15 protein-coding genes are annotated in these 11838 nt (G+C 70.1%); 11 read left to right on the forward strand and 4 right to left on the reverse strand.

What is annotated here, in order from left to right; genetic code table 11:
• Positions 1-4 precede the first annotated feature (4 nt).
• The 4 genes from H8F24_RS02805 (at position 5) to H8F24_RS02820 (ending at position 2817) form a co-directional block, all read left to right on the forward strand.
• Complete coding sequence (locus H8F24_RS02805) at positions 5-994, forward strand: o-succinylbenzoate synthase (protein WP_197170863.1); 990 nt, start codon at positions 5-7, stop codon at positions 992-994.
• The gene (locus H8F24_RS02810; protein ID WP_231598053.1) at positions 973-2274 is read left to right on the forward strand and encodes an AMP-binding protein; all 1302 of its coding nucleotides are present in this window, start codon (positions 973-975) and stop codon (positions 2272-2274) included. Before H8F24_RS02805 ends, H8F24_RS02810 begins: the two co-directional genes overlap by 22 nt.
• Before the next feature lie 16 nt (positions 2275-2290).
• A complete protein-coding gene (locus H8F24_RS02815) occupies positions 2291-2554 on the forward strand; it encodes a TM2 domain-containing protein (RefSeq protein ID WP_197158538.1) in 264 nt (87 codons plus the stop codon).
• Positions 2555-2649: 95 nt separating this feature from the next.
• Positions 2650-2817, forward strand: coding sequence for a hypothetical protein (locus H8F24_RS02820; protein ID WP_197158537.1), 168 nt, complete (start codon positions 2650-2652; stop codon positions 2815-2817).
• Here the strand turns inward: H8F24_RS02820 and H8F24_RS02825 are convergent.
• On the reverse strand, positions 2801-3241 hold the full coding sequence (locus H8F24_RS02825; RefSeq protein WP_197158536.1) for a thioesterase family protein: 441 nt from the start codon (positions 3239-3241) through the stop codon (positions 2801-2803). The two genes, H8F24_RS02820 and H8F24_RS02825, sit on opposite strands and share 17 nt — an antisense overlap.
• Positions 3242-3315: 74 nt before the next feature.
• Here H8F24_RS02825 and H8F24_RS02830 point away from each other — a divergent pair, with 74 nt between their 5' ends.
• A complete protein-coding gene (locus H8F24_RS02830) occupies positions 3316-4029 on the forward strand; it encodes a hypothetical protein (RefSeq protein WP_197158535.1) in 714 nt (237 codons plus the stop codon).
• A 160-nt stretch (positions 4030-4189) separates the two neighbouring features.
• On the opposite strand, the gene H8F24_RS02835 is transcribed toward H8F24_RS02830, so the two are convergent.
• Together H8F24_RS02835 and H8F24_RS02840 are read right to left on the reverse strand one after the other, a co-directional pair.
• Positions 4190-4477, reverse strand: a complete 288-nt coding sequence (locus tag H8F24_RS02835) for a DUF2752 domain-containing protein (protein ID WP_231598054.1) — start codon at positions 4475-4477, stop codon at positions 4190-4192.
• Positions 4478-4626: 149 nt separating this feature from the next.
• Entirely contained in the window at positions 4627-5811 is a 1185-nt protein-coding gene (locus tag H8F24_RS02840; RefSeq protein WP_197158534.1) for an NAD(P)H-quinone oxidoreductase subunit H, read from the reverse strand.
• A gap of 65 nt (positions 5812-5876) precedes the next feature.
• Between H8F24_RS02840 and rsmH the strand changes: the two genes are divergently transcribed.
• Positions 5877-6794, forward strand: coding sequence for a 16S rRNA (cytosine(1402)-N(4))-methyltransferase RsmH (rsmH, locus tag H8F24_RS02845; RefSeq protein ID WP_197171957.1), 918 nt, complete (start codon positions 5877-5879; stop codon positions 6792-6794).
• Complete coding sequence (locus tag H8F24_RS02850) at positions 6794-7390, forward strand: DUF456 family protein (protein ID WP_197158533.1); 597 nt, start codon at positions 6794-6796, stop codon at positions 7388-7390. The genes rsmH and H8F24_RS02850 overlap by 1 nt, the downstream gene beginning before the upstream one ends.
• On the opposite strand, the gene H8F24_RS02855 is transcribed toward H8F24_RS02850, so the two are convergent.
• On the reverse strand, positions 7356-8507 hold the full coding sequence (locus H8F24_RS02855) for a cysteine desulfurase family protein (RefSeq protein WP_197170867.1): 1152 nt from the start codon (positions 8505-8507) through the stop codon (positions 7356-7358). The genes H8F24_RS02850 and H8F24_RS02855 overlap by 35 nt on opposite strands.
• Positions 8508-8585: 78 nt before the next feature.
• Between H8F24_RS02855 and H8F24_RS02860 the strand changes: the two genes are divergently transcribed.
• From H8F24_RS02860 to H8F24_RS02875, 4 genes are read left to right on the forward strand one after another with little or no spacing between them, the layout of a single operon-like run.
• Positions 8586-9068: a hypothetical protein gene (locus H8F24_RS02860; protein WP_197158531.1), complete on the forward strand. Its 483-nt coding sequence runs from the start codon at positions 8586-8588 to the stop codon at positions 9066-9068.
• Between the two features lie 10 nt (positions 9069-9078).
• The gene (locus H8F24_RS02865) at positions 9079-9900 is read left to right on the forward strand and encodes a response regulator transcription factor (RefSeq protein ID WP_231598055.1); all 822 of its coding nucleotides are present in this window, start codon (positions 9079-9081) and stop codon (positions 9898-9900) included.
• Entirely contained in the window at positions 9897-11072 is a 1176-nt protein-coding gene (locus H8F24_RS02870) for an RluA family pseudouridine synthase (protein WP_231598056.1), read from the forward strand. Before H8F24_RS02865 ends, H8F24_RS02870 begins: the two co-directional genes overlap by 4 nt.
• Before the next feature lie 25 nt (positions 11073-11097).
• Complete coding sequence (locus tag H8F24_RS02875) at positions 11098-11820, forward strand: hypothetical protein (RefSeq protein WP_197170869.1); 723 nt, start codon at positions 11098-11100, stop codon at positions 11818-11820.
• Positions 11821-11838 lie beyond the last annotated feature (18 nt).

Genomic DNA, 11838 nt, shown 5'->3' on the forward strand with positions numbered 1-11838 from the left:
GGCCGTGGCGCTGCGGCTGCAGTGGCGCCCGTTCCGTCTTTCATTGCCCCAGCTCCTGCGCACCTCCCAGGGCTGGCTGCGCCAGAAGCAGGGCTGGCTGTTGCGACTGGAGTCGCCCGATCACACCGCCTTGGGTTGGGGCGAGGCGGCGGCCCTGCAAGGCGAAACGGCGGCTCTGGCGGTTGCGATCGCCCGTTGCACGCCTGGACCAGACGCCACCATGACGCGTGTCGCCCTCGAGGCCCTGCTGCCCGGCCTGCCAGAGGTGCTGGCGTTCGCGATCGGTGCCGCCCTGGCGGAGCTGGACGGGCTGATCGGCCCCATCTGGCTGCCGCCGCCGCCCGCCGCCCGGCTGCTTCCGGCCGGAGAGGAAGCCCTGGCTGCCCTTGAGCTCCACCTGAACGCAGACGGGGCCAACAGGGCGGTCCGGCCGAGCTGCAAGTGGAAGGTGGCCGCCAACCCCGATCCACTGGAACGGCAGGTGCTGGAACAGCTTCTGGAGCGGCTGCCTGCCGGCGCCCGGCTGCGACTTGATGCCAATGGCGGCTGGAGCCGCGCCACCGCAACGGCCTGGGCAGAGCGGCTGGCGGAGGAGCCGAGGCTCGAATGGCTGGAGCAGCCGCTCGAACCCTTCGACCTGGAGGGCCATGAGGCCCTGGCCCGACTGCTGCCGGTGGCCCTGGATGAATCCCTGCAGCACAGGCCGGAGCTGCGCCAACGCTGGCCCGGCTGGCAGGTGCGGCGCCCCTCGCAGGAGGGGGACCCGCGCCCCCTGCTGGCGGCACTGGCAGGGAGGGGGGGCGGGCCATTGCCGCGGCTGGTGCTCAGCACCGCCTTCGAGACCGGCATCGGCCAGCGCTGGCTGAACCATCTGGCGGCCCTGCAGGCTCACCAGGGCGACGCCCCCGCCCCAGGCCTGGCACCGGGCTGGCTGCCAGGCACGGGGCTCGGCAGCCTGGACCCTGTGGAGGTGTGGGAGGCGGCGGCTCGATGAAGGATCCGGAGTTGCACGCGGGCGCCGAACCGCTCTTGTTGCAAAGCGGCGAGGCTGGCGACCCGGCGGAATTGATCGCGACGCTCGAACGTGCCTGGCAGGAGCAGCGCCTGGTGGCCCTGACCGATCCCGCCGAGGCGCAGCAGCTGCAGAGCGAGTTGATCGGCGCCCAGTTGCCGGTCGGCGCCGGCGTGCTGGTGGGCAGCGGCGGCAGCAGCGGCGGGCGCCGCTGCTGCCTGCAGCCCCTGGCCCACCTTCAGGCCTCGGCTGCGGCCACGGCGCACTGGCTGGAGCAACTGGGGATCGATCCGGCCCGTTGTCTGCACCTCAACCCCCTGCCGCTGCATCACGTCAGCGGTCTGCTGCCGCTGCTGCGGGCTCAGCAGTGGGCGCAGCAGCGGACGCGGCCGCATCCCTGGGCGGAGAGCCACCGGTGGCTGCCAGCGACCCTGCTGCGCCAGCCCCAGCACCTGGCAGACGCCCTGCCGCACCCTGGCGATCGGCCGGTGCTGCTCTCGCTGGTGCCCACCCAGCTGGCGCGGCTGCTGGAGCATCCGACTGCCGTGGCCTGGCTGCGTGGCTGTGCCGTGATCTGGGTGGGTGGTGCGGCCCTGCCGCAGGACCTGGCCCGCAGGGCCCGGCACTGGGAGCTGCCGCTGGCCCCCTGCTACGGCGCCACGGAAACCGCCGCCATGGTCTGCGCCTTGGCGCCGCAGCAGTTTCTGGCCGGCGATCCGGCCCAGCCTGGTTGCGGCTTCCCACTCGAGGATGTGGAACTGCGGCTGGAGCCCCAGACCGGCGCCGTGCAGCTGCGCACCGCACGGCTCAGTCCCGGCTGGCTGGCGCAGGGCTTGCTGCAGCCGCTGCCCCGCACCCCGGACGGCTGGTGGACCAGTGGGGATGGTGGGGTGCTGACACCCCTGGGCCTGCACATCCAGGGCCGTCTGGATGGCGCCATCAGCAGCGGCGGTGAGACCGTGTTTCCCGAGCAGCTGGAGGAGCGGCTGCGGCAGCTGGCCGCAGCGCTGCCCCTGCAGGAGGTGTTGCTGCTCGGCGTGGAGGAGCCCCCCTGGGGGCAGCGGCTGGTGGCGCTGGTGCGCGGTCACTCGCCTGACGACTGGGAGTCGCTGCAGCAGGCGCTGCCGGCACTCACGGCCGGCTGGCGGGCCGCTGAACGGCCGCGCCGCTGGTTGCTCTGCCCCGATCTGGCACCCACCGCTACTGGCAAATGGCAACGGGGGCGTTGGCAGCAGTGGCTCGCCTCGCTACAAAACCCTTGACCCAGGCCCTCAAGACATGAACGGCGTTGATCCGGAAGTGAGCAACAAAAAGCTCGCCGCCGGCCTGCTTGGGATCTTCCTGGGTGCCTTTGGGATCCACAAGTTCGTACTGGGCTATACGAACGCCGGCATCATCATGGCCGTTGTCACGGTTGTGACGTGCGGATTCGGCGGATTCGTGATGGGTGTGATCGGCCTGGTTGAAGGGATTATCTATCTCTCCAAAACACCTGAGGAGTTCAAAGCCACCTATCTCGACGCCAAGCGGGAATGGTTCTGATGCCGTTGGGTCTTCCCCTTGCCAACCCTGCATCGCCCGGGGTCTCACAAGGTTCAGCACCGCGTTCCGGCTCCCCGGCATCGACCGTCTTCCCCATGGCCCTGCGCCGAATGCCGCTGCTGCTGTTGGTGCTGGCCAGCCTGATCAGCCTCGCCGCCTTCAACGCCATCCCAGATCAGGGGCTCCACCCTCTGGCCTGGATGGCCAGCCTGCTCCCCCTCCAGCTCGCGGCCCTGCTATGGGGCCTCAGCCGGCAGCGCTGAGGTTGGAGGCCTCCAACCAGCGCTGGATCGCCAGCGGCAGAGGGCAGCGCCTTCGGGTCTCCACCGTGATGGCCACATGGCGCGTCAGGCCAGTGGCGACGTCGTGGCCGTCGCAGCGGAAGCTGTAGCGCACCTCGAAGCTGCCGGGATCGAGGCGTTCCGGTTGCAGCCACACCCTGAGCTGATCGCCGCAAACCAGCGGGTGGCGGTAATCGGCGCTGCAATGCACAATCGGCAACCCCACGGCGAGCGGCTGGCCAGGACGCGGGAAGATCTCCTCGGCGCTGATGCCGTAGCGCGCCAGGCTCTCCTCATAGGCCTCATGGCACCAACGCAGCAGCTGGTGAAAGTGCATCACCCCGGCGGCATCGGTGTCGCCGAAGCGCACGGTGCGCTCGATCTGCAGCCAGTGGCTCGATGCCATCGATCCTGTCCCCGGGTCTCCCTTGTGCGGCTTTGGTGGCCCCATTACATTCCGGCCATCTTCGCCCCGCTGGTGTGGCCGCTGCGTTCGCCTACGAGCCGCCCAGCCTGAATCGGGCCTGGGAGGCCTTCGTGGCCCATCTCCCCACCCTGCTGGTGATCTGGCTGATCACCATGGCGATCACGGCGGTGGGCAGCGGGGTGTCCCTGGTGTTTGCCTTGCTGGGCGTGAGCCTGGGCGGCGCTGATCCGGCGGCACTCACCCAGGGAGCCCTCGATCCCACCGGCGCGGCTGCCCAGATGGCCTTGCTGCTCGGCCAGCTGGGTCAGGTGCCCTTTGCCATCCTCTCCAGCCTGGTGGGGGTACTGCTGGTGGCGGTGCCGGCCCTGCACTACGAAACGGGCACCACCATCACCGTGTCCGAGGCCCTGCGGATCCTGCAGGATCGACCGATGCGCTATCTGCTGGCGGGCCTCTTCTTCGCGCTGGTCACCTGCGTCGGCCTGTTGCTCTGCCTGCTGCCCGGCTTTGCGGTGCTGCTGGTGGCGCCGGTGTATGTGAACCGCATCTTCGCCACCGATCAGGGGGTGCTGGACGCTTTTGCCAGTTCCTTCCAGGCCGTGTTCCGCTCACCCCATGGCATGGCCTTTGTGGGGGTGCAGGCGCTGGTGGGAACGGTGGTGCTGGTGGTGTCGATCTGCACCTGCGGCCTGGCGGCGCTGGTGGCGATACCGGTGGGAAACTTCTACATCCAGAACTCCGCGTATCACCAGGGCGTGATCTCCTGATCCCGGCTCCGATCAAGGCCGCTCTGCTGGGCCTCTGATCTGCTGATCAGATCTTGCCTTCTGATCTGAATCTTGTCTTCTGATCTTGTCGTCCTTCTGATCTGAATCCTGTCGTTTGATCTGAATCTGGTCACTCCTGGCCTGTCCTGCTGCGGAACCCTCAGCCCGTCGGGAAGGCCGGCAGCCCCAGTCCGTACTGCAGGGTCATGCGCACCCCCCAATAGAGAACCAGCGCCACACTGATCACCACCAGATGGCTCCCTTTCAGCTGGGGTGGCACCAGCCGCCGGCTGCGGATCGACGCCACCGACCAGACCAGCAGAGCCACGGCCGCCGCAGGTCCGAAGGCATGCCAGTCCATCGCCTCACGGATCTGGCCCTGGAGGCTGGAGCAGACAGCCCGGGTGAGGAAACAGGTGGGGCAGGGAATACCGGTGAGCGCCCGCAACGGACACGACCAGCCGGGCAGGAGGCCATGGCCCAGCCAACCCTTGAGCCCCAGGTAACCGGTGAGAGCAGCAGGCAGGAGGAAGCCAGACTGCTGCAGCCGCTGGAGCCAGCGCTGGCGCGTGGATCGAGGTCGGGTTGCTGCGCGGCTCAGCGGTCCACCGAGCCCATGATCACGTCGATCGAGCCAAGGATCGCCATGATGTCGGCCACCTTGTTGCCCTTGAGCAGGTGGGGCAGGATCTGGAGGTTGTTGGAATCGGCGGCGCGAATCTTGAAGCGCCAGGGGGTGACGTCGTCGTTGCCCTGGATGAACACACCGATTTCCCCTTTGCCGGATTCGAGGCGTGTATACAGCTCGCCCGAAGGAATCTTGAAGGTGGGAGCCACTTTCTTGGCCACGTACTGGTAATCGAAGCCATACCACTCGCTCTTCTTGCCCTCGGCCATGCGCCGGGCTTCCAGGTTCTCGGTGGGGCCGCCGGGGATCATCTGGCAGGCCTGGCGCAGGATCTTCAGCGACTGGCGCATCTCCTCCACCCGCACCCGGTACCGGGCGTAGCAATCACCTTCGCTGGCCCAGGCCACGCTCCAGTCGAAGTCGTCGTAGCACTCGTAGTGATCGACCTTGCGCAGGTCCCAGGGCACGCCGGAGGCCCGCAGCATCGGGCCCGAAAGGCTCCAGTTGATCGCCTGCTCCCGCTCGATGGTGCCGAGCCCCTCGATGCGGCGGCGGAAGATGGGGTTGTTGGTGATCAGCTTCTCGTATTCATCGATCTTGGGGCCGAACCAATCGCAGAAATCGAGGCACTTCTCCAGCCAGCCCCAGGGCAGGTCGGCAGCCACACCGCCGATGCGGAAATAGTTGTTGTTGATCAGCCGCTGGCCGGTGGCCGCTTCCCAGAGGTCGTAGATCATCTCCCGTTCGCGGAAGATGTAGAAGAACGGCGTCTGGGCGCCCACGTCCGCCAGGAAGGGGCCGAGCCAGAGCAGGTGGTTGGCGATGCGGTTGAGTTCCAGCATCAGCACGCGGATGTAGCTGGCCCGCTTCGGCACCGGCACGTTGGCCAGACGCTCGGGCGCATTCACCACGATCGCCTCGTAGAACATGCCGGCCGCATAGTCCATGCGGCTTACGTAGGGCACGAACATCACGTTCGTGCGGTTCTCGGCGATCTTCTCCATGCCGCGATGGAGGTAGCCGATCACCGGCTCGCAGTCCACCACGTCTTCGCCATCGAGGGTCACGACCAGCCGCAGCACCCCATGCATGGAGGGGTGATGGGGCCCGAAGTTGACCACCATCGGCTCCGTGCGCGTCTCCAGCTGCGTCATGGGGCCGTGGGCTGCGGATCGAATGGCGGGATCTTAGGAAGGGAGAGCCCGCTGCATGGCCTCTTCTGGCACAGGCCTTCGATCACGTGCCGGTGCTGGCGGAAGCGGTGCTCGCCAGCTTCGCGGTGCTCCCCCCCGCGGCGGCGGGCCCGCAGGGCGGCCTGCTGATCGACTGCACCCTTGGCGGCGGCGGCCACAGCGCCCTGCTGCTGGAGGCCCATCCCGGCCTGCGCCTCATCGGTCTCGACCAGGACCCCACCGCCCGCGCCGCCGCCGCCCAGCGCCTGGACCCCTACGGCGATCGGGTGCGGATCGTGGCCACGAACTTCGCCGATTTCCTGCCCCCCGAGCCCGCCGCCCTGGTGCTGGCCGACCTGGGGGTGAGCAGCCCCCAGCTGGACGTGGCGGAACGAGGGTTCAGCTTCCGCGTCGATGGCCCGATCGACATGCGAATGAATCCCGCTGCCGGCGAGCCGGCCGCCGCGCTGCTCGATCGGCTCTCGGAAACCGAGCTGGCCGATCTGCTGTATGCCTATGGCGAAGAGCGGCTATCGCGCCGCATCGCCCGCAAACTGGTGGAGCTGCGCCCCTGGAGTGATCCCACAGGAGCGGAGGGTAGGGGTACAGCCGCCCTGGCCTACGCAATCGCCGGCTGCTACCCGCCCAAGGCGCGGCGCGGCCGCATCCATCCCGCCACCCGCAGCTTCCAGGCCCTGCGCATCGCCGTGAACAACGAACTCGCCGTGCTGGATCGCCTGCTGCAGCGCGCCCCCGACTGGCTGCTGCCCGGCGGACTGCTGGGTGTGATCAGTTTCCATTCGCTCGAAGACCGGCGGGTCAAGACCGCCTTCCTCGCCGATGAACGGCTGGAGCGGATCACCCGCAAGCCCCTGGTCGCCAGCGCAGCGGAGCAGGAGGCCAATCCCCGCAGCCGCTCCGCCAAGTTCCGGGTGGCCCGGCGGCGGGTTCTGGAGGAGGGTTGATGGCCCTGGCCGCGATCGCCCTGCCGGCGCTGAGCGCCACGGCACGCACCGACCTGCTCTGGTGGCTGGCATTCCTGATTCAGCTGGCGGCCCTGCCCGGCACCCTGCTGCCGTTGCTGCCCGGTCTGGTGCTGCTGCCCCTGGGGGCGCTGCTCTGGCCCCTGGCGGTGGGCTGGAGCGTGGGCTGGCCGCCGCTGGCGCTGGCCGTGGTGCTGTTGCTGCTCGGCTGGGGGGCCGAGGCGCTCGGGCTGGTGCTGGGTCCGGCGCGGCTGCAGGCCACGCGCTGGGCCTATCTCGGTGCCGGCATCGGGCTGCTGGTGGGGTTGCTGGGCCTGCTGCCCGCCCTGCCCTTCGGTGGACCTCTGCTCGGGGCACTGGTGGGACCCCTGCTGGGGGCGAGTGTGGGGGAGCTGGTCAGCGCTCCGGCCTCGCTGGCGCCCACCCCGCTGCTGCGGTTACGGCGCTGCCTGCTGGTGGGGCTGGCGGTGGTGAGCGGGATGCTGGTGAGCCGGGTGGCCCAGGCCCTGCTGGCCGTTGTAGGGGTGGTGGGCTTCGTGCTGCTCACCACCCTGTGGGGCCCGAGCGGAGCTGGTTGACGGCCTCACGCACGGCCGTGATCGCCGTGCTGATGTCGGCCTCGGTGGTGCCGCGCCCCAGCCCGAAGCGGATCGAGGCGGCGGCCTCGGCGCGGCTGCGCCCCAGGGCCGCCAGCACGTGGGAAGGACTGCCCTGGCTGCAGGCCGAGCCACTGCTCACCGCGATCTGGCGGCGCAGCCGCTGATGCAGTCGGGTGCCGTCCAGGCCTGCCACGCTCACATTGAGGCTGTGGGGCAGGCGGGCCGTGGCGGACCCGTTCAGGGTCACCCCCCCGAGGTTCTCGAGCGCCTGCTGCAGCCGGTCGCGCAGGGGCGCCAGCCGCAGGGCCCGCGCCTCCCGGTCGGCCAGGGCCTGCTCCACCGCCACCCCCAGCCCCACGATCAGCGGCACCGGCAGGGTGCCGGCCCGCAGCCCCCCCTCCTGCCCGCCGCCGTGCTGCTGCGCCGCCAGGGGCACGCCGGGGCGCACCAGCAGCGCCCCCACCCCCTTGGGCCCATACAGCTTGTGGCCGCTGAGACTGAGCAGGTCGATGCCGAGCTCCTCGGCGGCGAGCGGAATCTGGCCCACCGCCTGGGCGGCATCGCAGTGAAACAGCACGCCCCGATCGCGGCAGAGTCGGCCGATCGCCGCCAGGGGCTGCAGCACGCCGATCTCGTTGTTGGCGGCCATCACCGAGAGCAGCAGCACGTCCGGGGTGAGGGCCTCCTCCAGCCGGTTCAGATCGAGCAGCCCATCGGGCTGCACCGGCAACAGCGTCAGCGGCACACCGTGGCGTTGCAGATGGGCGAGGGGATCCCGCACCGCCCGGTGTTCGCTCACCAGGCTCACGATCCGCCGGCGGGAGAGACCGCGCTCCGACGCCGCTTCCACCACACCCTTGAGGGCCAGGTTGTTGGCCTCGGTGGCGCCGCTGGTGAAACACACCGTTTCCGGGGCCACGCCAAGGGCCCTGCCGATGCGGCCGCGGGCCTGCTCCACCGCCGCCGCCGCCTGCAGGGCCGGCCGGTAGAGGCGGCTGGCGGGGTTGGCGAAAGCCTCACTCCACCAGGGCGCCATGGCGGCGACCACGGCCGGATCGCAGGGGGTGGTGGCGTGGTGGTCGAGGTAGGCCAGCATGGATTCATGCTGACAACTGCACGGGCAACCGCGACACCCAGGCTGGCCGGTGGGCTGCTGACCCGCGGGCTGACAACCATGGCGGGGCTGCTCGCCTGCTGGGTTCTGGCTGCGCCAGCCTCGGCCCAGGGCCTGAACTTGATCCCCTCGAAGGCGAGGCCCAAGGATCTGATTCTTCTGGAGGAACGGCAGGTGCGGGGCGGCAAACAGGCCACCGGCGTCTATGGCGCCACGGCCGATCCAGCCGAGCCCGGGCTCTGGCGGATCAAGGTGTGGGAGGAGCTTCCCGACGACATCAAGGTGCGCACCGAGTCGATCCGCTGCAACCCCGCCACGCCGATGCGGATCACCAGCGACGGCCGCAACCTGATCGTGCTCGAGCTCAACCCCGGCGGCCAGATCACCCCCGGCAACCGGCTCCATCACCTGATCTGGTGGGCCACCTGCTTCCCGGAGCAGGCCGGCAAGGATCCGGCCACCCTGGGGGCGGTGGCCCGCCAGCTGGGCTATCCCGGCCACCTGCAGGAGCGCCGCCAGGTGCTGCCGGGAAGCCGTCGATAGATTGATCGTCATGACCCCCGACCCCACCGGCTCCCGACCCGCCGATCCCCATGCGGCCGCAACCAGCCCCGCTGGTGCCAGCTCCGCAGCGGCCGGATCCGCCGGAGCCGCTTCAGCCGAGGCCGCCGAGCCGGCTCCGCAGGCACCGGCCCGGCTGCTGCTTGTGGACGATGAACCCGGTCTGCGCACCGCCGTGAAGGCCTATCTCGAGGACGAGGGCTTCGTGGTGACCACCGCCAACGACGGCGAGGAGGGCTGGACCCTGGCCCAGGAGCTGCTGCCTGATGTGATCATCAGCGACGTAATGATGCCCCGCCTCGATGGCTACGGGCTGCTGCAGCGGCTGCGGGGCGATGAGCGCCTGGGGGGCACCCCGGTGATCTTCCTCACCGCCAAGGGGATGACCGCCGATCGCATCGCCGGCTTCAATGCCGGCGCCGACGACTACATCCCCAAGCCCTTCGATCCCGACGAGCTGGTGGCCCGCGTCCACAACGCAGTGCGACGTCAGGAACGGCTGCTGGCCGAGGCGGCCCGCTTTGCCGATGCGGACATCGGCCAGATGGCCAAGCAGATCACCGAGATCCGCTCCCTGCTCTCCAGCAGCGGCAGCAAGAAGCCGCCGGCGGCGGTGCGGCTGGAATTCACGCCCCGCGAGGCGAGCGTGCTGCAGCTGGTGGCGGAGGGGCTGATGAACAAGGAGATCGCCCGGCGGCTGGAAACCTCGATCCGCAACGTGGAGAAGTACGTGAGCCGGCTGTTCACCAAGACCGGCACCTCCAGCCGCACCGAGCTGGTGCGCTACGCCCTCGAGCACGGCCTGGTGGAGTGAGCTCCGGGGCCCCTCCGGGCGAGGCAGCTCCGCTGGAGGAAGCTCCGCCTCCGGACTGGCTGCCGGAGAGCCTCAACCAGGGTCACGTGTATCGCGAGCGGATCAGGGCCGCTGATCTGCGCCAGTTGGACACCCTCTCCAGCCCAGATTCAGTGGCTGGGGTACCGACGGCCAACCCCGCAGGCGTGTTGTCTTACTTGGCGTCCCGCTTCACCCATTCGGGGGCGGCACTGTGGCGCCAGCGGCTCGCCGCCGGTGAGCTGTGGCGGAACGGCCACCAGCTCCGGGCCGATGGGCCTCTCGCAGCCGGGGATCGGCTGGACTGGCATCGGCCCCCCTGGAAGGAGCAGGCCGTGCCGGGGTCGTGGAACGTTCTGTTCGACGACGGCGACCTCTGCGTGATCGACAAGCCCAGCGGGCTGCCGGTGCTGCCCGCCGGTGGCTTCTCGGAGCACACCCTGCTGCGGCTGCTGGAGCGGCGCCATGGCGGTGATCCCGCTGGGGTGCCCCGCCCCGTGCATCGCCTGGGCCGCTCCACCTCCGGCCTGCTGGTCTGTGCCCGCCGCCCCGCCAGCCGCGCCTGGCTCAGCGCCCTGCTGCGCGACAGCAGCAGCAGCCAGCGGTCAGGCACCGGCCAGCACGGACAGCGCAGCTGCAGCAAGATCTACCGCGCGCTCACGACTCCGCTGCCGCCGGATCTGGCGGGGCTGGCCCCGGGGGAGAGCCTCACCATCACCACCCCGATCGGTCGGCGTCCCCATCCCTTGCTGGGAACGATCTGGTGTGCCGCCGAGACGGCCGAAGACCCCGCTGCCCTGGCCGCCGAGAGCCGCCTGACGCTGCTGCAACGCCGCTGCGGCGCCTGCCTGGTGGCCGTGGCCATCACCACGGGCCGCCCCCACCAGATCCGCATCCACACCGCCGCGCTCGGTGCCCCCCTGCTCGGCGATCCGCTCTACCAGCCGGGCGGGACCGCCCATCCGGCGGTGCTGCCCGGCGCCGGCGGCTATCACCTCCATGCCCACCGGCTCAGCCTGCCCCTGCCCGGGGGTGGCTGCCTGGAGCTGGAGTCGCCGTTGCCGGCAGTCCTTGCGTACGCAACGGAGCCCATGACCGCAGGGGACTCGCTCCGAAAGGCCGAAAGCCAATCCTTTGCATCAGTCCCTGGCTAGCAAGGGGGAGTCCCCGTACACCTCCATGGCCCATCCATCCCGATCCCGCTGGGGGAGCCGGCCCCAGGGCCTGCTGCTCAACCCTCTGCTGCTGACGCCCCTGCTGTTGCTGCCCCTGCTGCTGTCGGCACCGCAGGCCACGGCCAGGCCCATGCGGGGCGGCGGAGTCGGCGGACCGGCCTCCGGTGCCGGGGTGCGGCCTGGTGCCGGTTTTGGAGAGGCCGGACCCGGCCTGTACAACCGCGGAGGCGTGGGAGGACCGGCTTCGGGGCGGGGCGTGCGGCCCGGCGCCGGCTGGGGTGCGCCCGGTGCCGGGGTGGTGCGGAGGCCTGGGGTGGGCACCTGGAATCCCGCCTGGCAGGGCGGCCGCTACTGGCAGGCCAGGCCATGGACTGCCGGCTGGTACCGCGTCAACCCGGCGGGCTGGGGCTGGTGGGGAGCGCGGTCGGCCGCCTGGGGAGTCGCCAGCCTGGCCACTGCGTCGGCCGTCACCGATCTGGTGGACGCGGCGGTGGAGGAGCACAACACCGTGATCGTGGTGCCCCAGACCTCGATTCAGCTCGACTACGCCTCGGTGCAGGCCGTGCCGCCGAAGGGCGCCAGCTTCGCCTATGCCATCAGCGGCGGCAGCTATTCCTATGGCCAGGCGGATTGCGACCAGGGCCTGTTGCAGGGCCAGCCCCCCAGCACGGCAGATCAGGCCCAGTTGCTCAATGCCGTGTGCCAGATCGCCTATGGACCCGGCTGACGCCGCTCCGCAGGCGTG

Source organism: Synechococcus sp. CBW1002, from assembly GCF_015840915.1.
Taxonomy (GTDB): Bacteria; Cyanobacteriota; Cyanobacteriia; order PCC-6307; family Cyanobiaceae; genus CBW1002.